Source organism: Acidocella sp. (assembly GCF_027352905.1).
Classification (GTDB): Bacteria; Pseudomonadota; Alphaproteobacteria; order Acetobacterales; family Acetobacteraceae; genus Acidocella.
Genome location: NZ_DAIEIF010000019.1, coordinates 1 through 22624, shown reverse-complemented (window position 1 = coordinate 22624; position 22624 = coordinate 1). Strand labels below are relative to the sequence as shown.

The window sequence follows — 22624 nt, the reverse complement described above, 5'->3', positions numbered from 1 at the left end:
TCGGAACGCCATGAATTTTCTCTCGCAGCCGCGCCGCGGCCAAGCCGGCTTCAACCCCCGCCGGGATGCGGCGCATTTCATCAATGGGGCCTTCACCCAGGGGGCGAGCGGCAAGGGCTGGGACAATCTTTGCCCGCTGGATGGCTCACGCATCGGCCATGTGCCCGAGGCCGGGGCGGCGGAGGTGGACGCGGCGGTGAATTCCGCCCGCGCCGCGCTCGCTGGACCCTGGGGACGGATGACGGTGAGCGAGCGCACCGGCCTGCTCGCCGCCCTGGCCGCCGGGATCAACAAGCGCTTCGACGATTTTCTCGAGGCGGAGTGCCTGGATACCGGCAAGCCGATGTCGCTCGCCGCGCATATCGACATTCCGCGCGGGGCCGCCAATTTCACCATGTTCACCGATGTGGCGAAGACGATCTCCACCGAGACCTTCACCACCGACACGCCGGATGGCAAGGGCGCGCTCAATTATGCCCTGCGGCGCCCGCGCGGGGTGATCGGCGTGATTTCGCCCTGGAACCTGCCTCTGCTGCTGATGACCTGGAAGGTGGGCCCCGCGCTGGCGCTGGGCAACACCGTCGTCGTCAAACCCTCCGAGGCCACGCCCCTCACCACGACGCTGCTGGGCGAGGTGATGAACGAGGCGGGCATTCCCCCCGGCGTCTATAACGTCGTCCACGGCTTCGGTCCCGGCTCTGCGGGCGAGCTTCTCACCCGGCATCCGGGCGTCAACGGCATCACCTTCACCGGCTCCACCCGTTCGGGCGAGGCGATCATGCAGGCGGCGGCCAAGGGCATCCGCCCGGTCTCGCTGGAATTGGGCGGCAAGAACCCCGCCCTCATCTTCGCCGATTGCGACATGGACAAGGCGGTGGAGGGCACGCTGCGCTCGGTCTTCGCCAATTGCGGCCAGGTTTGCCTGGGCACCGAGCGGGTCTATGTGCAGCGCCCGGTTTTCGAGGCGTTTCTCGCCCGGCTCAAGGCGGGGGCGGAGGCGTTGCGCCCCGGCCGCCCGGAAGACCCGGCGACCGGGCTGGGGCCGATGATCTCGGAGACACAGCGCCGCAAGGTGCTCTCCTATTACGAGAGGGCGGCGGCCTCCGGGGCCCGCATCGTCACCGGTGGCGGCGTGCCGCAGATGCCGGGCGAACTGGCGGGGGGATATTGGATCGAACCGACCATCTGGACCGGCCTGGCCGATGACCACCCCGCCGTGACCGAGGAGATTTTCGGCCCGTGCTGCCATGTCCGCCCCTTCGACACCGAGGAGGAGGCGGTAAGCCTGGCGAATAACACGCCCTACGGGCTCGCCGCCGCGCTATGGACGGAAAACCTCTCCCGCGCCCATCGCGTCGCGGCGCGGCTGGAGGTGGGGATCTGTTGGGTCAATTCCTGGTTCCTGCGTGATTTGCGCACCGCGTTCGGCGGCGCCAAGGCCTCCGGCATCGGGCGCGAGGGGGGTGTGCATTCCCTCGAATTCTATACGGAAATCAGCAATGTTTGCATCAAGCTTTAAGGCCGCGCGCTGATGGACGGGACCAATATCCAGACCGCCGCCGATCTTCTCTTCGCCGCCGGGCGGGACGGCGCGCCCATTGCCCCGGTGCGCGGCCTTTTGCCGGAGGGCGATGTGGCCGCCGCCTATTCGGTGCAGGCGCTGAACACGGAGCGCGCGCTGGCGGCCGGGCGGCGGCTGGTCGGGCGCAAGATCGGCCTCACCTCGCTCGCGGTGCAGCGCCAGCTGGGCGTGGACCAGCCCGATTACGGCATGCTCTTCGCCGATATGGCGCGGGGCGATGGCGAGGATATCGCCGCGCGCGAGGTGTTGCAGCCCAAGGTGGAGGCGGAGATCGCCTTCATCCTCGGCCGCGACCTGGCCGATGCGGAGCTGACCGTGGCTGATCTCTTTCTCGCCGTCGAATACGCCGTGCCGGCGGTGGAGATCGTCTGCTCGCGCATTGCCAATTGGGACATCCGCATCACCGACACCATCGCCGATAACGCCTCCTCCGGGCTGTACGTGCTGGGTTCCCGCCCGGCGCGGCTCACCGGTTTCGACCCGCTTTTATGCGGCATGGTGATGGAGCGGGCGGGGGAGCCGGTCTCGGTGGGGGCGGGGGCGGCCTGCCTGGGCTCGCCGCTCAACGCGGCCCTCTGGCTGGCGAAGACCATGGCGCGGCTCGGCCGCCCGCTGCGGGCGGGCGACACCATTCTTTCCGGCGCGCTCGGCCCGATGGTGGCGGCGCGGCCCGGCGACGTGTTCGATGTGCGTATCGAGGGGCTGGGCGCGGTGCGCGCGGCCTTTGCAAAGGAATAGTGGAATGGGCAAAATCAAAGCCGCGATCATCGGCTCCGGCAATATCGGCACCGACCTGATGATCAAGATCATGCGCGGCTCGCGCAATCTGGAAATGGGGGCGATGGTCGGCATCGATCCGGATTCGGACGGGCTGGCCCGCGCCAAGCGGCTCGGCGTGCCGGTGACGCATGAGGGCATAGCGGGGCTACGCGCCCTGCCCGGCTATGGCGAGATCAAGGTGGTGTTCGATGCCACCTCGGCCGGGGCGCATTTCAAGAATAATGAAATTCTCCAGCAGGATGGCAAGAAGGTGATCGACCTCACCCCCGCGGCGATCGGACCCTTCACCATCCCCGCCATCAATGGCGACGCCAATCTCGACGCGCCGAACGTCAATATGGTCACCTGCGGCGGCCAAGCGACCATCCCCATGGTCCACGCGGTCAAGCGCGCCGTGGACCGGGTGATCTACGCCGAGATCGTCGCCTCCATCGCCTCCAAATCCGCCGGGCCCGGCACCCGCGCCAATATCGACGAATTCACCGAGACCACCTCCCACGCGATCGAGACGCTGGGCGGCGCCGAGCGCGGCAAGGCGGTCATCATCCTCAACCCGGCGGAGCCGCCGCTGATCATGCGCGACACCATCTTCGTGCTGTCCCAGGGCGGCACGCGCGAGGCGATCGAGGCTTCCATCGCCGAGATGGAGAAGACCGTGCAGGCCTATGTGCCCGGCTACCGGCTGAAGCAGAAGGTGCAGTTCGAGACGATCGGCGGCAACGCGCCGGTGCGCATCCCCGGCATCGGCCCTTCCAGCGGGTTGAAGACCACCATTCTGCTCGAGGTTGAGGGGGCGGCGCATTACCTGCCCGCCTATGCCGGCAATCTCGATATCATGACCTCCGCCGCGCTGGTGACCGCCGACCGCTGGGCCGCGCGCGAATTGATGAAGGAGGCCGCGTGATGGCCCGCCCCAACCCTGATAAGCTCTACGTTCAGGACGTGACCTTGCGCGATGGCATGCACGCCATCCGCCACCAATACGGGCTGGAGACGGTGCGGGCCATTGCCCGCGCGCTGGATGCCGCCCGGGTGGACGCCATCGAGATCAGCCATGGCGACGGGATCACCGGAGCCACCTTCAATTACGGTTTCGGCGCGCATGACGACGCGGAATGGATCGCCGCGGTGGCCGAGGTGTGCGCGCATGCGGTGGTCACCATCCTGATGCTGCCGGGCATCGCCACCGTGCAAGATCTGCGCCTCGCCCGCGAGGCGGGGGCGCGCTCGGTGCGCATCGCCACCCATTGCACCGAGGCGGATGTGGCGCGCCAGCATATCGAGGCGGCGCGCAATCTCGGCATGGATACGGTGGGCTTCCTGATGATGGCGCATATGGCGCCGCCCGAGGCGCTGGCCGCGCAGGCGCGGCTGATGGAGAGCTATGGCGCCGAATGCGTGTACGTGACCGACAGCGCCGGAGCGCTGCTGCCCGAGCAATATACCGAGCGGGTGCAGGCGCTGCGCGCGGCTTTGCGGCCGGAAACCGAGGTGGGGGTGCATACCCACCACAACCTCACCCTCGGCGTGGCCAATGCCGTGGCCGGCATCAAGGCCGGGGCCGTGCGGGTGGACGCCTCGCTGGCCGGGATGGGGGCCGGGGCGGGCAACGCGCCGCTGGAGGCGCTGGTGGCGGTGCTCGACCGCTATGGCATCGAGACCGGCTGCGACCTCTCCCGGCTGATGGATGCGGCGGATGATCTGGTGCGGCCCTTGCAGGACCGGCCGGTGCGGGTGGACCGGGAGAGCCTCTCCCTTGGCTATGCGGGGGTGTATTCCTCCTTTCTACGCCACGCGGAGAATGCCTCCAAAGCCTATGGGGTGGATACGCGCGAGATTCTCACCGAGCTCGGCCGCAGGCGCATGGTCGGCGGCCAGGAGGACATGATCATCGACGTGGCGCTCGACATTCTCAAGCAGCGGGGCGAGGCGGCATGAGCGCCGGTCTCGCCGCCCTGGCGGCGCGGCTGGACGAGGCGGCGCGCACTGCCACCGCCACGGCGCAGCTGATCGAGACGCATCCCGACCTCACCACCGAGGACGCCTATGCCATCCAGCGCCTCTCCATCCAGCGCCGCTGGCAGCGGGGCGAGACGCGGGCGGGCTTCAAGATGGGCCTGACCTCGCGCGCCAAAATGCAGCAGGTCGGCGTCTCGGAGGTGACCTGGGGCCGGCTGACCAACGCCATGCGCCAGCAGGAAGGGGGGAGCTTGCGCCGCTCCGCCTTCGTGCATCCGCGCGCCGAGCCCGAGATCGCCTATATCATCGGCAAACCCCTCGCCGGCGAGGTTTCGGCGGTGGAGGCGATGCGGGCGGTGGAGGCGGTGGCCCCGGCGATGGAGATCATCGACAGCCGCTACGCCAATTTCAAATTCTCCCTGCCGGACGTCATCGCCGATAATTCCTCCTCCTCGGCGTTTTTCATCGGCTCATGGGTGAGGCCGGAGACGGATGTCGCCAATCTCGGCATTGTGCTCGAGGTGGATGGGCGCGCCGTGGAGATCGGCAGCAGCGCCGCCATTCTCGGTCACCCCGTGCGGGCGCTCGTCGCGGCGGCGCGTCTTCTCGGCCGCGCGGGGGAGAGCCTGATGCCGGGCGACATTCTCCTGGCCGGGGCGGCCACCGCCGCCCATGCCCTGCGCCCGGGCGAGCACATCCGGGCGGCGATTCAAAATCTGGGAGCGGTGTCCTTCACCGTGGAGGCCTAGCCATGCCCATCGTCGAGATCACGCTCATCGAGGGCCGCAGCTTCACGGCCAAGGAAAGGCTGGTGAAGGAGGTGACGGAAGCCATCGTTTCCTCCATCGGCGCGCCCAAAGAGGCCGTGCGCGTCATCCTGCGCGAGGTGCCGCCCTGGCACTTCGCCGTGGCGGGAGAGTTCAAGAGCAAACCTCCCGGAGACCCATGAATGCGCGCACCGAAACGAAAATTCATGAGTCGGCAAGATGGATTTTTCAAATAGATATGGTCAGATATTCAAACTTTCCTTGCCTGGAACGGCGGGATCGTGGAATGATCGCCGCGATTTGTTCACAGATACTGATAGCGCGTGAGGAGAAACAAGATGTCCATGACAGCGCAAAGGCCGGAAGCTCGGAGCAAGGCGGACGGCATTGATTATGAGGAATTGATTCAGAAGGACCGCATCAGCGGCTCGCTCTACACCAGCGAGGCGGTTTATCGCGACGAGCTGGAAAAGATCTTTTATGGCGGCTGGGTCTATATCGGCCATGAATCGGAGGTGGCGAAGCCCGGCCAATATGTCCGGCGCACCATTGGCGAGGTGCCGGTTCTTCTTGTGCGCACGCGCGAGGGCAAGATCACCGTGCTCAAGAACCGCTGCACCCATCGCGGCAACATGCTGTGCGTGCAGCAGAAGGGCAGCCTGAAGAATTTCACCTGCGCCTATCATGGCTGGGTGTTCGGCCTGGACGGCAAGCTGCTCGACGTTCCCTATCCCGGCGGTTTCCGCCACGATCCGGCGGAGTATGGGCTGAAGGTGTTGCCGCTGATCGATAGTTATCGCGGCTTCGTCTTTGCCAGCTTCAGCCCGGATGCGGGCAGCCTCGACGACCATCTCGGCAATGGCAAATTGTTGATCGACCGCGCCTTGCAGATGTCTCCCACCCAGGAGATCAAGCTCACCGCCGGCTGGGTGCGGCACAAGATCCGCGGCAATTGGAAGATGCTGCCGGAAAACGACACCGATGGCTATCATGTCAATTTCGTCCATTCCTCCTTTGGGCGCGTCATCCGATCGCAATATGACGAGGCCGCGCTGGCGCCGGAGGAATCGCTGAAATCGCTGACGATCGATTGGGGCAACGGCCATACCGAGCTGGATTTCTCGCCCTCTTACGTGGGGGAGATGGCGTGGCTCGGCCTCTCCGATTCGTCGCGCTATCCCGAATACGTGAGGGCGATGGAGGAGGCTTACGGGCACGAGAAGGCGCATGAGATTCTCGCCAAGGGGCCGCCGCACGCGGTGATCTTCCCGAATTTGTTTCTTGGTGAAATGAATATCGTGATGTTCGAGCCGCTCGGCGTGAATGAATGCGTGCAATGGCACACGCCGCTTCTGCTCGGCGGCGTCCCGGACGAGGTGAATATCCGTATCCTCCGTCAATCGGAAGGAGCGCTGGGGCCCAGCGCGTTTCTCCTCGCCGATGACGGCGTGATTTCCGAGCGTCAGCAGATCGCCCTGCGCTCGGGCGATGCCTGGCTCGACCTGAGCCGGGGCGAGGAGCGCGAGGAGGTTCGCGCGGATGGCGTGCGGCTCGGCCATGTCACGGATGAGACGACCAATCGCGGCTTCTGGCATCAATACCGCAAGGTGATGACGCGCAACGCCGCCGCCACGCGGTGACATATTCGCGGAGGCGGCCCATTCCGTCTCCGCGCCATTCCAACAAAATATCAGGATACAGGGCATGCAGCTGGTGACCGTGGAGGAACAACGGCGGATCGAGGCGTTTTTGTACAAGGAGGCGCGCTTCGCCGACCAGTCCCGCTATGAGGATTGGGAAAACCTCGTGGACGAGGATATGTATTACTGGATTCCCACCGACGACCCCGAGGCGGATCCGGAGCGGACGGTTTCCATCACGGCCGATAACCGCAAGCGCCTCGCGACGCGTATCGCGCAGCTGAAGACCGGCAAGCGTCACGCGCAATTGCCCGTCTCGCCGATGCGCCGGCTGGTGAGCAATATCGAGATCGAGAAAATGGCCGCGCCCAAGCAGCAGGGGACGGAGGAATATCTCGTTCACGCGAATTTCGTGGTCTATGAATTGCAGGTGCAGTCCACGCGGATGCTGGATGTGTGGCCGGGCGGGGTGGAATACCGGCTGCGGCAATACCCCGATGGCGAGATCAAGATGTATTACAAAAAGATCATGCTGGTGGAGGCTGGCGAACCGATTTTGACCGCCGCGTTCATTCTGTAAATTCAACAAAACACGAGGAAACGAGATGGCTTCATCCCAGGCGAAGGCGGCTTTGACCGGGTTTGGTCTCGGACAGCTTTCGCGCAATTTCACCGGCAGTGCCCGGCAGCTCGCGGTGGAGGCCATTCTCGCCGCGGTCAAGGATGCCGGGCTGCGGCGCGATGAGATTGACGGGCTGCTCATCAACCGCAGCCCCCTGGCGCCGCCCGAGGCGCTGCCGCTGCATTTGCAGGAGGATCTGCAACTCGCCAATCTGCGGATGATGAGCGGCATCGAGGCGGAGGGCTCCTCCGCCGCGCAGACCGTGCAATATGCCGCCATGGCGGTGATGACCGGCATGGCGCGCCATGTGGTTTGCGTGTTCGCCGACGATCCCATCCGCCCGGCGACGACGGCGGGCCAGGCCTTCGCCGAGCCGGTGCCGATCAGCGGCATCGAGGGGTGGGAGAAGCAGTGTGGCCTGTTCGGCGCCACGGGCGCCTATGCGATGGCGGCGCAGGAATATCTCGCCCATTACGGGCTGGACGATACCGCCTTTGCCCCGGTGGCGCTGGGCCAGCGCGCCTGGGCCGAGCGCAACCCACGCGCCTTTTTGCGCGCGCCGCTGACCCGCGAGGCTTATCTCGCCGCGCCCTGGATCGTCGAGCCGTTCCGCCTGCCGGATTGCGCCTACCCCGTGAACGGCGCGGTGGCGGTGGTGGTGAGCGCCGCCGCGCGCGCCCAGGACGGGCCGGCGCCGCCCGTCTATCTGCATGGCTGGGGGCAAGGGCATGGCGGCTTTCAAGGCTTTCATGGCCGGGGCGAGGCGCTGACCGGCGCCGGGCGGGCCGGGCGCATGGCCTATGCCATGGCGGGTGTCACCCCGGCCGATATTTCCGCCTGCCAGATCTATGACGCCTTCTCCTTCGTGGTGTTGCTGGCGCTGGAGGAATACGGAATTTGCAAGCCCGGCGAGGCGGCGGCCTTCGTTGCCGCGGGCGAGACGGCCCCCGGCGGCCGGCTGCCCTGCAATACCGGCGGCGGCCAGCTCTCCGGCTTTTATCTGCAGGGGATGACGCCCATCGCCGAGGCCATGCTGCAATTGCGCGGCGAGAGCGGGGATAACCAATTGCAAAACCCGGGCCTCATGCTGGTGACCGGCAATGGCGGCCGGCTCGAATACCACGCCGCGCTGCTGATGTCGCGCGAGGCGCGGCTGTAAGGGAGAGGAAGATGTCCGTGTTCGCGCCTTCGACCGACACGTGGAGCCAGCCATTTTACGAGGGGCTGGCCCAGGGTGAGTTGCGTTATTGCGTCTGCGCCGCGTGCAGCCGCGCCTTGCCTTATGGCGCGCGCGTGTGCCGCTATTGTGACAGCGCCGGGATCGCCTGGCGCCCGGCGGCGGGCGCGGGCAGGCTCTGCGCCTGGGTCACCTATCGCCGGGGTTTCGCGCCGGAGTTTCCGCCGCCCTACCGGGTGGCGATGGTGGAGTTACAGGAAGGGGTGCGGCTGCTGCTGCCTTGGCAAGGCGGGGCGGAAGACCCATTGCGCCAGGGCGCGCCGGTGCGGGTGACGGTGGAATCCGGCCGCGCCAGCGCGCATCTCGCCTAACCATGAGCAGAGGGTGGAATATGCTTCCCCGTGATCTGATCAAACGCTGCGCGCGAAATTTTCCTGATAAAATCGCCTATTATTGCGGCGCCCGCGCGCCGAGCTGGGCCGAGATGGACCGGCGCTCCGACGCGCTGGGCAGCGCCTTGCAGGCGCTGGGGCTGGGCAAGGGCGACACCGTCGCGATTTTTGCCCCGGAGGGGCTGGAAATTTACGAACATTTCTTCGCCTGCATGAAAACCGGGATGATCCGGGTCGGCGTCAATCCGCGCTATGCCGAGGCGGAGATCCGGCACGTCCTGGAGGATAGCGCGGTCAAGCTGCTCTTCGTGGACGCGGAGCTCGCCGGGCCGGTGCGCGGCCTGCTCGATGAGGCCGCCGCGCGGGGTCTCGTCCTGGTGGGGCTGGGGACCGGGCACGGGCTGCCGCTCGATTACGAGGCGCTGATCGCTGCGGAGATGGGCCGCGCCCCCGCCTGGCCGGAGATCGTGGCGGATGACACCCTGTTCATCAGCTACACCTCCGGCACCAGCGGCTTGCCCAAAGGCGTCATGCTGAGCCATGACGGGCTCTATCATATTGTTATCCATACCGTGCTCGGCCTGGCGTTCAGCCCGGATGATGTCTGGTATATGCCCGCCTCGGCGGCCTGGGTGGTGATCGCGATGAACGTGCTGGGCCTCGCCAATGGCATGACCCATGTCATCCCGGAACGGCAATTCGAGGTGCAGCGCTTCATGCGCGATATCGAGCGGTTCGGCGTCACCGTTTTTCTCAACGTGCCCACGGCCCTGCGCTGGGTGATGCGCGCCTACCGGGAGGGCGGATATGATTTCTCCTCCGTCCGGCGGGTGATCTTCGGCTCCTCTCCCGCCTCGGCCGATCTCATCCACGAAATTCACGCGACCTGGCCGGATTTCGAAATGATGCAAACCTATGGTCTCACCGAGGGTGGCTGGGTCACCTTCATGACCGCGCGCGACTACCGGCAGGCGCTTGCCGCCCGGCCGGAGCTTCTGGCCTCGGTCGGCCGTTGCGGGGTGCATTTCGAGGCGAGCATCCGCGACGAGACCGGCACGGAATTGCCGCGCGGTAGCCAGGGCGATTTATGGTTGCGCGGTCCGACGGTGATGAAAGGCTATCTCAACCTGCCGAAGAAAACGGCGGAGGTGTTGACCCCGGATGGCTGGCTGCGCTGCGGCGATATCGCCAGCATGGACAAGGATGGCTACCTTTTTCTCCACGACCGCAAGGATTTTCTCATCATCACCGGCGCCATCAACGTCTTTCCCTCAACCGTCGAGGCGGTACTGGACACCCATCCCGGCGTGGAGGAGGTCGCGGTCATCGGCATTCCTCATCCGGAATGGGGCGAGGCGGTGGTGGCGGTGGTGCGGGCGCGGCCGGGCGTGGAAGTCAGCCACGAGATGCTGCTCCAGCATTGCGCCGGCAAGCTGGGCAAGCCGGAATGGCCCAAACACACCATTTTCATGGAGGAGCCGCTGCCCCGCACCGCCTCCGCCAAGATCCGCAAGACATTCCTGCGCGATCTGATTTTGCAGAACCCGGCCAACATTCCCTGGATGACGCCGGCGTAACGGCTGATGCCGCTACGCCGGACGCCCGGATCGCGCGGTTATCGCGCTCATACCCCTCGCGCGGCGTGTCTCAGTGGATGGAGAGCCCGCCATCGGCGCCCACGACCTGGCCGGTGACATAGCTCGCCCCCGGCGAGGCCAGGAAGACGAAGACCGGCGCGATCTCATCCGGCTCGGCCCAGCGGCCGAGCGGCAGGCGTTGCAGATATTGCTCCTTGAAGCGCGGATCGGTGCGGATGGTCTCCGTCATCGGTGTTGCCGCGCCGGGCGCCACCGCGTTGACCAGGATGTTATACCGTGCCAGCTCCCGCGCCGCCGATTTGGTGAAGCCGAGCAGGCCGGATTTGGCGGCGCCGTAATTGATCTGGCCGATGGTGCCGAGAATCCCGGCGGCGGAGACGGTGTTGATGATGCGGCCGCTGCGCCGCTCCATCATGCCGCCCACCACGGCCTGCAGGCAGTTGAAGCTGCCGGTGAGATGCACCGCCAGCACCTGGTCCCACTGGGCCTGGGTCATCTTATGCAGCATGGCGGTGCGGGTGATGCCGGCATTATTGACGAGAATCTCCACCGGGCCGAGCTTGGCGGTGATCTCCGCCACCGCCGCGTCCACCGAGGCGCGGTCCGAGACGTCGCAGGCGACGCCCAGCGCCTCTTGTCCCTGGGCGCGCAATTGCTCCGCCATTTTTTGCGCGGCCTCGCCGTTCCAGTCCACCACCGCCACCCGCGCGGCCTGGGCGGCATAGGCGCGGGCAATGCCCGCCCCAATGCCCTGCCCAGCGCCGGTGACCATGGCGACCTTGTTTTCAAGCGCTTTTCCGTTGAACATGCGGGTTTCCTTTCCTTTTATGCGGCTGGCGTGAACATCGGCACCATGGTGCCGTTTTCGCTCGGCTTGGGAACCATGCGCACCCGGTCGCCGATGCGGATCTTGTCGAAATCACAATCGACGATATTGGTCAGCATGGTGACGCCCTCATCCAGCGTGACATAGGCGATCACATACGGCACCGGGCCGACGCGCCGGTTGACGCTGAAGGTGTAGATGGTTCCCGTGCCGGCGGACTCGCGCCAATCGGTATCCGCGCTCATGCAGAACGGGCAGAGTGGGCGGGGGTACCAGTGCGATTCGCCGCAGGCGCGGCAATGCTTGACGAGCAGCTTGCCGGTCTGCATGGCGGCCCAGAATTCCTTGTTATCGGGCCAGATCTCGGGGTTGGCGATGCTGCGCTCGGCGGTCTGGTTCGTCACGATGTCAAATCCTTTCCATGATCAGGGTGGCGCTGCCATGCAGGGCGCCGAGGCGTCCGCCCGTTCCCTGGGCCAGGGCCAGCGTGCAGTTCTTCACCTGCACGGCCGGGTGGGCCTCGCCGCGCAGCTGGCGCACGGCCTCGATCACCTTGGTGATGCCGCCGCGATTGGCCGGATGGTTGTTGCACAGCCCGCCGCCATCGGTATTGAAGGGCAGCTTGCCGACGCCGGAGATGAGATTGCCGTCGGCGACGAATTTGCCGCCCTCGCCCTTCTTGCAGAAACCCAGATCCTCGATCTGCATCAGCACCGTGATGGTGAAGCTGTCATAGATCGAAACATACTGGATGTCCGCCGGCTTGATCCCCGCCTCGGCGAAGGCGCGCTGCCCCGCCCAGACCGCGCCGGAATAGGAAAGATCGAGCTTGCCGCCATTCAACCCTTTTGGCGCCTCACCCGCGCCCAGCACGTTGACGATGGGGCGCTTGAGCGAGCGCGCGATCTCGGGCCGGGCCACGATCAGCGCGCCGCCGCCATCGCTGACCACGCAACAATCGAGCTTGTGCAGCGGGTCGGCGATCATCGGCGAATTCACCACCTCCTCCACCGTCACCACCTCGCGCAGCATCGCGTTCGGGTTGTGCTGGGCCTGGTGGGAGGCCGCGACCTTGATCCAGGCGAGCTGTTCGGGCGTCGTGCCGAACTCATACATGTGGCGCTGCGCGACCACCGCGTAAAGATTGATCGTCACCGGGCCGAACGGGGTCTCGAAGGGCGATTCCGGCACGTTGGGGCCGAAATTGCGCGGCTGCGTGCCGCTCGATGCCTCGGAACGCGGCCGCCCGGCCAGGGTGATGAGCGCCACGTTGCACTTGCCTGCCATGATGGCCTGCGCCGCGTGGGAGACATGGGCGATGTAAGAGGAGCCCCCCATCTCGGTCGAATCGACGTGGCGCGGGCGCAGCCCCATGTAATCCACCATACTGAGCACGCCGAGGCCGGGCGCGTCCCCGGCGCAGAAATAACCGTCCACATCCTTCAAAGAGAGGCCCGCATCCTCCAGCGCGCCGCGCGCGCATTCGGCATGCAGCTGGGCGACGGTCTTGTCCGGCGCCTTGCGGGTCGGGTGCTCATAGGCGCCGACGATACAGGCTTGGTTTTTGATGCTCATGAACTCACTTTCTTTGCGGGTGAAACGAAACCAGGCGTCATGCCTGGCCGGCGGCGCGCGGCACGATCAGCGCGTCCAGGGCGAGCACGCCCTGCCCGCGCGGCAGGACGAGCAGCGGGTTGATGTCGATGCTCTCGATCGCGTCCGCATGGCGGGCGGCATAGACGGAAAGCGCCGCCATGGCCTGCGCCAGCGCCTCGATATCCGCCGGGGGCTGGCCGCGCACACCTTCCAGCAGCGCCCGGCCGCGTGTCTCGGCGATCATCGCCCGCGCCGTGGCGACGCCAAAGGGGGCGGCGCGGAAGGCGACGTCCTTGAACACCTCCACGAAGATGCCACCCAGCCCGAACATCACCACCGCGCCGAAGACCGGGTCGCGCACCACGCCCAGTATGGTCTCCACCCCCGGCCCCGCCATCTGCGCGACGACCACGCCCTCCAGCCGCGCCCGTGGCGCCGCCTGCCGCGCCCGCGTTATCAGGGCGTTAAAGCCTTCCCGCAGCCGCGCCTCGTCGCGCAGGCCGACGATCACGCCGCCGATCTCGCTTTTATGGGCGATATCGGGCGAGGCGATTTTCAGCACCACCGGATAGCCGATCTCCCCGGCCAGGCGCGCCGCAGCCTCCTCATCCGCGGCGAGATGCTCGCGCACCACCGGGATGCCTGCGCTGGCCAGCACCGCCTTGGCCTCGATCTCGTTCACCTCCTGCCGCGGCGGCGGCAGCGCGGCCGCGGGCAAGGGCGGCGGCGCATCCTCCTGCTCCGCCAGACCGAACGATTGGCCGAAATGGACGAGCGCCCCGGCGGCGCGGATCGCGCGCGTCGGCTCGTCGAACAGCATCGCCCCCGCCTCGTTGAAAAGCCGGTGCACCTCGGGGGTGGCGAGCATCACGGTGATGATCGTCCGGTCCGGATGGCGCTGCAAGATCGCCTTCAGCTGGTCGAGCAGGATGACGGACAGATCCTTCACCTGGCCGACGCTGGAGAGAAAGGCGACGATGAGGTCATAGCCGCCCTCCGCCAGCATGATTTCGAAATTCCGCCCGAAGAGGGTGAGGTCGTTGACGAGCTGGGCCGTCATGTCCACCGGGTTGCGCGGGCCGCAAAACGGCACCAGGGTTTTCAGCCGCTGCTGCGCCTCCTCCGGCATGGGCGGCATGTCCAGCCCGGCCTCCTCCGCCACATCGGCCATCAGCGCGCCCACCCCGCCCGAGACGGTGAGCACCCCCAGCCTCTTGCCCCGCGGCAGCGGCGCGGATGAGGAGGCGGCATAGGCGATATCGAAGAATTCATCGATGCTGCGGGCGCGGAACACGCCGAATTGCTGGAACACGCCCTCATATACCGCGTCCGACCCGGCCAGCGAGGCGGTGTGCGAGGCCGTGGCCTGCGCCCCCGCTTCCGAGCGCCCGACCTTCAGCACCACCACGCGCTTGCCCCGGGCGCGGGCCAGCGCCAGGGCGCGGAACAGCCGGTCCTTATCCGTTGCGGCTTCCAGATACCCGGCGATCACCCGCGTCTCCTCGTCCTCGGCGAAGAACGCGACGCAATCGGCGAAATCGACATCGCTCTGATTGCCGGTGGTGATCCAGTAATTCAGACCGAGCTGGCGCTGGCGGATCAGCGACAGGCAATAACCGCCGAACGCGCCGCTCTGGCTGACGAGGCTGATGCTGCCCGGCACCAGACCGAACCCCGCCGCGCTGGGGGTGAAGGTGCCGAGCAGCCGGCGCCGCACATTGATGAGCCCCATGCAATTGGGGCCCACCACGCGCATGCCGCTGCGCGCCGCCAAAGCGCTGATCTCCGCCTGCCACACCGCGCCCGCGCCGCCCACCTCGGCGAAGCCGGCGCTCAGCACCACCGCCCCGCGCACGCCATGCGCGGCGCAATCCTCGAGCGCGGCGACCACGGCGGGGGCGGGCACGGCGACGATCGCGAGATCCGCCGGACCCGGCAAGGCGGCGATGGAGGGGTAGGCGGGCAGGCCCTGAATCTCGGGCGATTTTGGGTTGATCGGGTAAAGCGGGCCGTCGAACCCGCTTTTCTTGAGAAAATCGAGCGGGCGGCCGCCGATTTTCGTGGGGTCCGAGGACGCGCCATAAATGGCGATGGCCCGGGGATCGAATAACGGGGCGAGAGACGGGCGAAAAGAATGTTCTGTGACTGATGTGTTTTTCATTTTGGATCGTTTCTCCAAGGCGTTTGTGAAAACGCCCTAGAAGCGCAACCTCCCTCCTGTTTGCCGGGTAGTTTGGGCCGCGTCATCCGCAGGGTCAATACGTTGCGGAAAATCTGGCTGGGACGGGAGGATTCGAACCTCCGCATGGCGGAATCAAAATCCGCTGCCTTACCGCTTGGCGACGTCCCACCGGGCCGGGTGTCTCATATGCCGTCCGGGGGCGGATGGTAAAGCCCCCCGCCCCAGCGCCACCAGGCGGCCGGGTTGAGCCTGGCGGCGGCGGCGCGCGCCTCCCCTGGCGTGGTGAACAGGGCGAAGCAGGTCGCGCCCGAGCCGCTCATCCGCGCCAGGAGCGCGCCGGGCAGGGCGGCGAGCGCGGCCAGCACCGTACCGATGACGGGTTGCAGGCCGATGGCGGCGGCCTGGAGATCATTGCGGCAACGGGCGAGGTCTTGGGCCATGGCGGTGGCGTCCGGCCAGAGCGGGGGCAGCGGCGCGGGTGATGAATCGCCGCCGGTACGGGCCTTGAACACGGCGGGGGTCGACACGGCCACGCCGGGATTGGCGAGCAATATGCCGAATTCGGGCAGGCGGGGTGCTGGCGCCAGCAATTCGCCGATCCCCTGCATCCGCGCCGGCGCGCGGCGCAGGCATACCGGCACATCCGCCCCCAGCCCCAGGGCGAGGCGGGGCAGATCCGCCGCGTTCACCCCCCAGAGGCGGCTCAGGACCCGGAGCGCCGCCGCCGCATCCGCCGAGCCGCCGCCAATGCCGGAGGCCACCGGCAGGTTCTTTTCCAGGCGCAGCGCCGCGCCCCGCCCGGGCGCCAGGGCGCGCGCCGCCCGCAGCAGCAGATTATCCGTCTCGCCCCGCAGCGCCGCGCCGAAGGGGCCGCCGAGATCGAGCGATAATTCCGCCGCCGCCTCCGCCTCCACCCGGTCGCCCACCGCCGGAAACACGGCGAGGCTGTCTAGCAGATGGTAGCCATCCGCCCGTTTGCCGGTGACGTGGAGATAGAGATTGACCTTGGCGGGGGCGAAGCTGGCCAGCCTCACGAGGCCGGCCCGCCGAAATGCGTGGCGAGTTTTTCCCGCAGCGCGGCGGCGAGCTTCGCGTCCGGATGAAGGTTGAGCGCCCGGCCCCATTGATACGCCGCCTGCAAAGGCTGACCCGCCTGCCAGAACGCGTCGCCCAGATGGGCGTTGACCTCCGGATCGTCGGGGGAAAGCTGAACCGCCTGGATGAGCAGGGCCAGCGCCTTGTTGGTATTGCCCAGCTTCAGCTCGACGAACCCCAGGGAATCCAGCACCGCCCCATCATTGGGGTCCAATGCCACCGCCTTGGTCAGCATCGCCTGGGCCTGAGGCAGGTTTTCATCCCGCAGCGCCCAGCTATAAGCGAGGTAATTCAGCACGTAAGGCTGGCTGGGCGAGAGCTTTAGCGCCGTTTCGATATCCGGCTCCGCCGCCGCCCAGTTACCGGTCTCATCCTCGCAGATGCCTCGGTCGAAAAACAGCGGCCAGGCGGTGGGTGGCGGCGGCTCGCCCACCGCCGCGATGGCCTTTTGGTAATAAGGCAGGGCCTGCCGGCATGCGCCGGAGGTGCGGCGGATATCTCCTGCCAGGGCCAGCAGCCCGGCATCGTCCGGATAGGTCGCGAGCAGCCTGTCCAGCAGCGCCTCGGCCTGGTCCGGCTCGCCCAGGCTGTTGAGCAGATTGGCCTCCTGCACCGCCGCCGGCGCGTAGAGCGGGTCCCCGGGGGGGATGGGCGTCAGCGTGGCGAGGGCGTTGCGCATCTCCACCTTGCTGGGTGTGTACGAGGGATCGGCGGCGTTGATCTGGGTGCTGGCGAGGATGAGCCGCGCGGCGGAGAGGTCCGGGCGCAATTCCAGGGCGAAGCGCAGGAACACGGTGCGCAGAAACACCGCCTGCGGCTGGGAGAGCGAGGCCGCCAGGGTGAGATAGGCCTCCGCCAGCCCCTGCTCGGGCGTGGAGATGACCGGCCTCGCCATGTGCGCCTCAAGCTGGGGGCGGGCGATGGCAAGGTCCGGATGCGCCTCCATCAGCGCCTCCAGCACCAGCCGCGCCTGGTCCGGCTGGCCCTGGCGGGCGTACCAGCTGGCGAGAATCTCGGCCAGCCGCAGATTGGCGGAGGCGTCGGAGATTGCCCCGTAGAGCTGGGCGGCGCTCTTGGTGTCGCCCGCCGCATCGGCGATCAGCGCCGCGTTGAGCACATAGACGATGCCGAACGCATCATTATTGAAGGAGGGGCCGAGCGTGTTCAGCGCCGCCTGCTCATTGCCCTGGCCGAGCTGGGTCCAGGCGATGAGCAAGGGCTTGATCAGCATGGAAAGCTGATCCTCCGGCAGGGTGGCGAAGAACCGCGCCGCGGTGGCGTAATCGCCCCGCAGCGCCGCCTCGTCCCCGCGCACGAGAATGGCGAGGGCGTTGCCAGGCAGGAGCGGCGCCAGCCGCGCCGCTTCCGGGCTGCCGGCCAGCACGCTGGCCAGGAACCCCTCTTGCAGCAATTCACGTTTCTTGGGCACGTATTTAAGGGCGGTGGTGTAGAATTTGGCGGCGCTGGCCGGGTCGCCGATGGCATCCGCGTAGCGCGCCGCGAGGAACGCGCCATAGGCCGGGTCCGGCGCCGTGATGGTGGCGGCCCGTTCGGGGGCGTTGGAGGAGGCAGAGGCGGAGGGGCCATCCCCAGGGGTCGCGGCGCAAGCGGAAAGCAGGATGCAGGCGGCAAGCGCGGCGCGGCCGGGCGGGAGGAAGATAGGCATGCCCTCCTGTAGCAGCCGCGCCGTGACGCGGCAAAAAACCTCTTGGCCCTGATTTCTTGTCGAGCCGGCGCGGCTGGGATAGGCTTTCCCCATGGAACCCGGCTTCGAGGCGACGACGAACGACATCACCGTGCGGGTACGCGTCGCCTATCTGGCCGAGCAATCCCAGCCGGAGCATGACCGTTACTTCTGGGCCTACCACATCACCATCATCAACCAGGGCGTGGAGACGGTGCAGCTGCTCAAACGCACCTGGCACATCACCGATGCCGCCGGGCAGGTGCGGCGCGTGCATGGCGAGGGGGTGGTGGGCGAGCAGCCGGTGCTGGGGCCGGGCGAGCATTTCGAATACACCTCCGGCGTGCCGCTTCCCACCCCCACCGGGTTCATGGCCGGGGCCTATCACATGCGTCTGGTGCCCTCAGGCATGGGGTTCGACGTGGCGGTGCCCGCCTTCAGCCTCGACAGCCCGCACCAGAACAGCCGGTTGCATTGAAATCCGGCGAAGGAGCCGCCCCTCGTCCCTATGGAGCATAATTTGACCAGCGATTCGCCCGCCATTTCCCAAACCCCGTCCCGGCAAGGCCCGGCGCGGCCCAGCCGCGCGGAGGCGGAGGCGGCGGTGCGCACCCTCTTGCTTTGGGCGGGGGAGGATCCGGCGCGCGAGGGACTGCGGGACACGCCCCGCCGGGTGGTGAAGGCCTATGAGGAGTTCTTCCGCGGCTACGCGGAGGACCCTGTCGCCCTGCTCTCCCGCACCTTCGAGGAGATCGAGGATTACGATGAGATCGTCCTGCTCCGGGACATCCGGCTGGAGAGCCATTGCGAGCATCACATGGTCCCCATCATCGGCCGGGCGCATGTCGCCTATCTGCCGGGCAAGCGGGTCGTGGGCATCTCCAAGCTCGCCCGGGTGGTGGACGCCTATGCCAAGCGCTTCCAGATCCAGGAGAAGATGACGGCGCAGATCGCCAACGCCATCCAACACGTGCTTCAGCCGCGCGGCGTGGCGGTGGTGATCGAGGCCAATCATCAATGCATCTCCACCCGCGGCGTGCACAAGCCGGGGGTGGGCATGGTCACCAGCCATATGCTGGGCGAGTTCCGGGAGAATCCGTCCACCCGGCGGGAGTTTTTCGCGATGATTCAGAGCCGGAGCTGCACGGCGGAATAGGAGAATGGGAATGAGCGGGCACGAGGCGTTCATGCGCCGCGCCATCGCGCTGGCGCGGCAGGGTGTGGCGGGCGGCCATGGCGGCCCGTTCGGAGCCGTCATCGTCCGCGATGGCCGCGTGGTGGGGGAGGGGCATAACCGCGTCCTCTCCAGCCTCGATCCCACCGCCCACGCGGAAGTCACCGCCATCCGCGACGCCGCCCGCAATGAGGGCGATTTCGACCTCTCCGGCACGGAAATCTACGTGAACGGCATGCCCTGCCCGATGTGTATGTCGGCGATTTTCTGGGCGCGGATCGGCAAGGTCTATTACGCCTGCGCGCCTGAGGATGCCGAGCGGATCGGCTTCGACGACCAGCAATTCTACCGCGAACTGGCGAAGCCGCCGGAGGCGCGCGCCACCCCCGCCATCCAGCTCGCCGAATTCGTCGAGGAGGCGCGGGCCTCCTACCAGGCATGGTTGGACCGGGCGGAGCGGGTGCCCTATTGAGGCCAGCCATTCCGCCGCGGCCCTGGCGGAGTCCGCCGCGCGGGGGTAATTTTGGCGGCAGAGCCTGAAGGAGCCCATCCGTGCCCAGCCCGTCCGCCGCCCGTCCCTTCGCCCCGATCCGCCCCGCCGAGGGCGCGGCCAGCCCGGCCAACCGCCGCCTGGTTTCCAACTGGCTGCTGCTGCTCGCCTTCATGATCTGGGTCATGGTGGGAATTGGCGGCTATACCCGCGATTCCGGCTCCGGCCTCTCGATCATGAAATGGGAGCCGATCATCGGCGTGCTGCCGCCGCTCTCCCAGGAGGCCTGGAACAAGGTCTTCGCGCTTTACCAGACCATTCCGCAATACCAGCTTCTCCATCCGGGCATGGACCTCGCCGGATTCAAGCAGCTCTTCTGGCCGGAATATATCCACCGGCTCTGGGGGCGGCTGATGGGCGCGGTCCTGCTGGTGCCGCTCATCGTCTTCGCCCTCTCCGGGCGGATCGAGAAACGGTTGATCCCATGGCTGGCGCTGCTTTTCTGCCTGGGCGGCCTGCAAGGCTTCATCGGCTGGTTCATGGTCGCCTCCGGCTTCCGGCCGGAGTCCGTGGCGGTGCAGGGCTGGCGGCTTTCCCTGCATTTCTTCGCCGCCATGTTCCTGTTCGGCGCGGTCCTGTGGACGGCGCTGGTGGTGCGCGCTCCCGAGGCGCCGCGCTATCCCGGCCTGCGCGGGCTGCGCCGCCATACCCTGGCCGCCTTCGCCTTGCTGTTGCTGGCGATGTGGGGCGGCACCATGGTCTCCGGCATTCATGGCATCGCGGATTTCAGCCTGGCGCGGAATATCGGCACCGGCGCGCCGCCGCCCGGCTGGCCGGGAACCGGTGTGCTGAACAGCCCCGCCGCCATCATTTTCGGCCATCAGCTTCTCGCCGTTCTGGCCACGCTGGCCCTGCTCACCCTCGCCGTGCGCGCCCTGCGCGGGGAGGCCCCCGCCCCGGTGCGCGACACCGCCCTCGCCATTGGCGGGCTGGTGCTGCTGCAATTCGCCCTGGGCGTCACCGCCCTCGTCTCCGGGCGCTATGATCTCGGCGTCGCCCACCAGATGAACGCGGTGCTCCTCCTCACCGCCTGCATCCTGCTGCTGCACCGCCTGCGCGGCGCCACCGCATGAGCGCCGCGCGGCCGAATAAGCAAGTCGGCAACTGGCTCATCCTGCTCGCCTGCATGATCTTCGGCATGGTCATCGGCGGCGGCCACGCGCGCACCATCAACGCGGGCTTCTCCATCCAGGTCTGGCGGCCCATCACCGGCTTCATCCCGCCCCTCACCGCCGCTGACTGGTCCTACCTCTTCGGCCTCTACCAGAAAACCGCGCTCTTCCAGTCCCACCCCATCAGCCTCGCCGCCTACAAGGCGCTGTTCTGGCCGATGTTCCTTGACCGCTGCTGGGGCCGGCTGATCGCGCTCACCTTCATCATCCCCTTCATCTATTTCTGGTCCACCGGGCAGCTCTCGCGCCGCCTCAAGCTCTGGCTCGGCGCCATCTTCCTGGCTGGCGCGGGCCAGGCCACCTATGGCTGGTATATGGTGCAGACCGGCATGCAGCCCGGTGTGCTCTCCCCGCCGCCCGCCTGGGCCGGGCCGCATCTGGTTACCGCCATGATGGTTCTCTTCGCCCTGCTCTGGACCGGGCTGAGCATCCGCACCCCAACCCCCGCGCATCTGCCCGGCGCCCAAACCCTGCGCCGCCTCACCAGCGCCAGCCTCGTGCTCATCCTCCTCACCATGTTTTATGGCGCGCTGGTCGCCACCACCAACGCCATCAGCGTGTTCAACACCTTCCCCACCATGGACGGAAAATGGGTCCCGCAAGGCTTCCTCGCCATCCAGCCGCTCTGGTGGAACTTCATCGTCAACCAGGCCACCGTGCAGTTCTGCCACCGCCTGCTCGCCACCATCACCGCGCTCACCGTGCTCGCCACCGCCATCATCGGCCTGCGCGCCCCGCTGCCGCCCGCCCTGCGTGACAATTTTCTCATCGTCGCCGCCCTGGTGGCGTTGCAATACCTGCTCGGAATGGCCACCCTTATCCTGGCCGCGCCCGAGCTGGGCTACGTCCACGAACTCAACGCCGTGCTGCTTTTCGGCGCCACCACCCTCGCCCGCCACGGCCTGCGCGGCGCCACCGCGGCGCCGCGTCTCAGCCCATCCCTTGCTGTTGGAGCAGAATGAATTGTCCGAAGCCCTGACCACCGCCGCCACCCTCTTCCACAGCACCGACGGGCTGGACCCGCACACCGCCGCCCGCCACATCGCCACCGCGACCGACGGCGCGGACGACGGCGAGCTGTTCCTGGAATACCGCGAGTCAGAGTCCATCAGCCTGGAGGACGGGCGCATCCGTTCCGCCAGTTTTGATACCCGGCGCGGCTTCGGCCTGCGCGCGGTGCTGGGCGAGGCCAGCTACTACGCCCATGCCGGCGAAATCACCGATGCCGCCCTGGCCCGCGCCGCCGCCACCATCAAGGCCGCCAAATCCCAGGAACACTCCCTCACCGCCGCCGGCCCCGCCGCCGCGCCCGCCGCGCTCTACGCGGGGCTGAACCCGCTGGCCGAAATGCCGTTTTCGACCCGCGCCGCCCTGCTGCAGGAGATTGATGCCTTCGCCCGCGCGGCCGACCCGCGCGTTATCCAGGTCATGGCCAGCATCGCGGGCGAATGGCAGGCGGTGGAAATCATCCGCGCCGACGCCACCCGCCTGGCCGACCTTCGCCCCCTGGTCCGCCTCAACATCTCCGTCGTGCTGGAACACAACGGCCGGCGCGAGTCCGGCTCCCACGGCGCGGGCGGGCGCACCTCTTACGCGCCGTTCATCGCCCCCGCCTACTGGCAGGGCGCCGTGCATGAGGCCATCCGCCAAGCCGCCGTGAACCTTGAGAGCATCCCCGCCCCCGCCGGTGAAATGCCCGTGGTCCTGGGCGCCGGCTGGCCCGGCATTTTGCTCCATGAGGCCATCGGCCACGGGCTGGAGGGTGATTTCAACCGCAAGCAAACCTCCGCCTTCGCCGGCCTCATGGGCAGCCGCATCGCCGCCAAGG

Annotated in this window: 23 protein-coding genes and 1 tRNA gene; 17 read left to right on the top strand and 7 right to left on the bottom strand. The window is 67.3% G+C overall.

Annotated features, from left to right (window positions below):
* Positions 1 to 10: 10 nt before the first annotated feature.
* From M7H45_RS02880 to M7H45_RS02830, 11 genes are all read left to right on the top strand, one after another.
* Positions 11 to 1519: a 2-hydroxymuconic semialdehyde dehydrogenase gene (locus M7H45_RS02880; RefSeq protein ID WP_298214519.1), complete on the top strand. Its 1509-nt coding sequence runs from the start codon at positions 11 to 13 to the stop codon at positions 1517 to 1519.
* 12 nt (positions 1520 to 1531) lie between these two features.
* Positions 1532 to 2320, top strand: a complete 789-nt coding sequence (locus tag M7H45_RS02875; RefSeq protein WP_298214518.1) for a 2-keto-4-pentenoate hydratase — start codon at positions 1532 to 1534, stop codon at positions 2318 to 2320.
* Positions 2321 to 2324: 4 nt separating this feature from the next.
* Positions 2325 to 3266: an acetaldehyde dehydrogenase (acetylating) gene (locus M7H45_RS02870; RefSeq protein WP_298214517.1), complete on the top strand. Its 942-nt coding sequence runs from the start codon at positions 2325 to 2327 to the stop codon at positions 3264 to 3266.
* Entirely contained in the window at positions 3266 to 4300 is a 1035-nt protein-coding gene (gene dmpG / locus M7H45_RS02865; RefSeq protein WP_298214611.1) for a 4-hydroxy-2-oxovalerate aldolase, read from the top strand. Before M7H45_RS02870 ends, dmpG begins: the two co-directional genes overlap by 1 nt.
* Positions 4297 to 5070: a 2-keto-4-pentenoate hydratase gene (locus M7H45_RS02860; RefSeq protein ID WP_298214516.1), complete on the top strand. Its 774-nt coding sequence runs from the start codon at positions 4297 to 4299 to the stop codon at positions 5068 to 5070. Before dmpG ends, M7H45_RS02860 begins: the two co-directional genes overlap by 4 nt.
* A gap of 2 nt (positions 5071 to 5072) precedes the next feature.
* Positions 5073 to 5270: a 2-hydroxymuconate tautomerase gene (locus M7H45_RS02855; RefSeq protein WP_298214515.1), complete on the top strand. Its 198-nt coding sequence runs from the start codon at positions 5073 to 5075 to the stop codon at positions 5268 to 5270.
* A gap of 156 nt (positions 5271 to 5426) precedes the next feature.
* A complete protein-coding gene (locus tag M7H45_RS02850; RefSeq protein WP_298214514.1) occupies positions 5427 to 6728 on the top strand; it encodes a Rieske 2Fe-2S domain-containing protein in 1302 nt (433 codons plus the stop codon).
* A gap of 64 nt (positions 6729 to 6792) precedes the next feature.
* A complete protein-coding gene (locus M7H45_RS02845) occupies positions 6793 to 7308 on the top strand; it encodes an aromatic-ring-hydroxylating dioxygenase subunit beta (protein WP_298214512.1) in 516 nt (171 codons plus the stop codon).
* Positions 7309 to 7333: 25 nt separating this feature from the next.
* Positions 7334 to 8509 carry a thiolase family protein gene (locus M7H45_RS02840; RefSeq protein ID WP_298214510.1) on the top strand — a complete coding sequence of 392 codons (1176 nt, stop codon included), beginning with the start codon at positions 7334 to 7336 and terminating at the stop codon, positions 8507 to 8509.
* A gap of 11 nt (positions 8510 to 8520) precedes the next feature.
* Complete coding sequence (locus M7H45_RS02835) at positions 8521 to 8898, top strand: Zn-ribbon domain-containing OB-fold protein (protein WP_298214508.1); 378 nt, start codon at positions 8521 to 8523, stop codon at positions 8896 to 8898.
* Between the two features lie 20 nt (positions 8899 to 8918).
* A complete protein-coding gene (locus M7H45_RS02830) occupies positions 8919 to 10496 on the top strand; it encodes a class I adenylate-forming enzyme family protein (protein WP_298214506.1) in 1578 nt (525 codons plus the stop codon).
* Positions 10497 to 10566: 70 nt separating this feature from the next.
* Here the strand turns inward: M7H45_RS02830 and fabG are convergent, their stop codons facing one another.
* The 7 genes from fabG to M7H45_RS02795 form a co-directional block, all read right to left on the bottom strand.
* Positions 10567 to 11325: a 3-oxoacyl-ACP reductase FabG gene (fabG, locus tag M7H45_RS02825; RefSeq protein WP_298214504.1), complete on the bottom strand. Its 759-nt coding sequence runs from the start codon at positions 11323 to 11325 to the stop codon at positions 10567 to 10569.
* Positions 11326 to 11342: 17 nt separating this feature from the next.
* Entirely contained in the window at positions 11343 to 11747 is a 405-nt protein-coding gene (locus M7H45_RS02820; RefSeq protein ID WP_298214502.1) for a Zn-ribbon domain-containing OB-fold protein, read from the bottom strand.
* Positions 11748 to 11751: 4 nt separating this feature from the next.
* Positions 11752 to 12918, bottom strand: coding sequence for a thiolase domain-containing protein (locus M7H45_RS02815; protein ID WP_298214500.1), 1167 nt, complete (start codon positions 12916 to 12918; stop codon positions 11752 to 11754).
* 37 nt (positions 12919 to 12955) lie between these two features.
* Positions 12956 to 15100, bottom strand: a complete 2145-nt coding sequence (locus M7H45_RS02810) for an acetate--CoA ligase family protein (protein ID WP_298214498.1) — start codon at positions 15098 to 15100, stop codon at positions 12956 to 12958.
* Between the two features lie 114 nt (positions 15101 to 15214).
* Positions 15215 to 15289: transfer RNA gene (locus M7H45_RS02805), tRNA-Gln, on the bottom strand.
* A 14-nt stretch (positions 15290 to 15303) separates the two neighbouring features.
* Complete coding sequence (locus M7H45_RS02800) at positions 15304 to 16155, bottom strand: 4-(cytidine 5'-diphospho)-2-C-methyl-D-erythritol kinase (protein ID WP_298214496.1); 852 nt, start codon at positions 16153 to 16155, stop codon at positions 15304 to 15306.
* A complete protein-coding gene (locus M7H45_RS02795; RefSeq protein ID WP_298214494.1) occupies positions 16152 to 17882 on the bottom strand; it encodes a tetratricopeptide repeat protein in 1731 nt (576 codons plus the stop codon). Before M7H45_RS02795 ends, M7H45_RS02800 begins: the two co-directional genes overlap by 4 nt.
* Positions 17883 to 17973: 91 nt before the next feature.
* Here M7H45_RS02795 and apaG point away from each other — a divergent pair, with 91 nt between their 5' ends.
* The 6 genes from apaG to M7H45_RS02765 form a co-directional block, all read left to right on the top strand.
* A complete protein-coding gene (gene apaG / locus M7H45_RS02790; RefSeq protein ID WP_298214492.1) occupies positions 17974 to 18378 on the top strand; it encodes a Co2+/Mg2+ efflux protein ApaG in 405 nt (134 codons plus the stop codon).
* Between the two features lie 42 nt (positions 18379 to 18420).
* On the top strand, positions 18421 to 19056 hold the full coding sequence (gene folE / locus M7H45_RS02785; protein ID WP_298214490.1) for a GTP cyclohydrolase I FolE: 636 nt from the start codon (positions 18421 to 18423) through the stop codon (positions 19054 to 19056).
* A 10-nt stretch (positions 19057 to 19066) separates the two neighbouring features.
* Complete coding sequence (locus M7H45_RS02780; protein WP_298214488.1) at positions 19067 to 19546, top strand: nucleoside deaminase; 480 nt, start codon at positions 19067 to 19069, stop codon at positions 19544 to 19546.
* 80 nt (positions 19547 to 19626) lie between these two features.
* Positions 19627 to 20697, top strand: coding sequence for a COX15/CtaA family protein (locus M7H45_RS02775; RefSeq protein WP_298214485.1), 1071 nt, complete (start codon positions 19627 to 19629; stop codon positions 20695 to 20697).
* On the top strand, positions 20694 to 21758 hold the full coding sequence (locus tag M7H45_RS02770) for a COX15/CtaA family protein (protein WP_298214483.1): 1065 nt from the start codon (positions 20694 to 20696) through the stop codon (positions 21756 to 21758). The genes M7H45_RS02775 and M7H45_RS02770 overlap by 4 nt, the downstream gene beginning before the upstream one ends.
* A gap of 1 nt (position 21759) precedes the next feature.
* Positions 21760 to 22624 (top strand): metallopeptidase TldD-related protein (locus M7H45_RS02765; RefSeq protein WP_298214481.1); only part of this gene is annotated, 865 nt, incomplete at its 3' end.

Coding starts and splice junctions, on each gene's coding strand:
- M7H45_RS02860 (WP_298214516.1), top strand. CDS start 4,297: ATGAGCGCCGGTCTCGCCGCCCTGGCGGCGCGGCTGGACGAGGCGGCG.
- M7H45_RS02875 (WP_298214518.1), top strand. CDS start 1,532: ATGGACGGGACCAATATCCAGACCGCCGCCGATCTTCTCTTCGCCGCC.
- M7H45_RS02845 (WP_298214512.1), top strand. CDS start 6,793: ATGCAGCTGGTGACCGTGGAGGAACAACGGCGGATCGAGGCGTTTTTG.
- M7H45_RS02830 (WP_298214506.1), top strand. CDS start 8,919: ATGCTTCCCCGTGATCTGATCAAACGCTGCGCGCGAAATTTTCCTGAT.
- M7H45_RS02870 (WP_298214517.1), top strand. CDS start 2,325: ATGGGCAAAATCAAAGCCGCGATCATCGGCTCCGGCAATATCGGCACC.
- M7H45_RS02810 (WP_298214498.1), bottom strand. CDS start 15,100: ATGAAAAACACATCAGTCACAGAACATTCTTTTCGCCCGTCTCTCGCC.
- M7H45_RS02850 (WP_298214514.1), top strand. CDS start 5,427: ATGTCCATGACAGCGCAAAGGCCGGAAGCTCGGAGCAAGGCGGACGGC.
- dmpG (WP_298214611.1), top strand. CDS start 3,266: ATGGCCCGCCCCAACCCTGATAAGCTCTACGTTCAGGACGTGACCTTG.
- apaG (WP_298214492.1), top strand. CDS start 17,974: ATGGAACCCGGCTTCGAGGCGACGACGAACGACATCACCGTGCGGGTA.
- M7H45_RS02815 (WP_298214500.1), bottom strand. CDS start 12,918: ATGAGCATCAAAAACCAAGCCTGTATCGTCGGCGCCTATGAGCACCCG.
- fabG (WP_298214504.1), bottom strand. CDS start 11,325: ATGTTCAACGGAAAAGCGCTTGAAAACAAGGTCGCCATGGTCACCGGC.
- M7H45_RS02835 (WP_298214508.1), top strand. CDS start 8,521: ATGTCCGTGTTCGCGCCTTCGACCGACACGTGGAGCCAGCCATTTTAC.
- M7H45_RS02880 (WP_298214519.1), top strand. CDS start 11: ATGAATTTTCTCTCGCAGCCGCGCCGCGGCCAAGCCGGCTTCAACCCC.
- M7H45_RS02855 (WP_298214515.1), top strand. CDS start 5,073: ATGCCCATCGTCGAGATCACGCTCATCGAGGGCCGCAGCTTCACGGCC.
- M7H45_RS02795 (WP_298214494.1), bottom strand. CDS start 17,882: ATGCCTATCTTCCTCCCGCCCGGCCGCGCCGCGCTTGCCGCCTGCATC.
- M7H45_RS02770 (WP_298214483.1), top strand. CDS start 20,694: ATGAGCGCCGCGCGGCCGAATAAGCAAGTCGGCAACTGGCTCATCCTG.
- M7H45_RS02780 (WP_298214488.1), top strand. CDS start 19,067: ATGAGCGGGCACGAGGCGTTCATGCGCCGCGCCATCGCGCTGGCGCGG.
- M7H45_RS02840 (WP_298214510.1), top strand. CDS start 7,334: ATGGCTTCATCCCAGGCGAAGGCGGCTTTGACCGGGTTTGGTCTCGGA.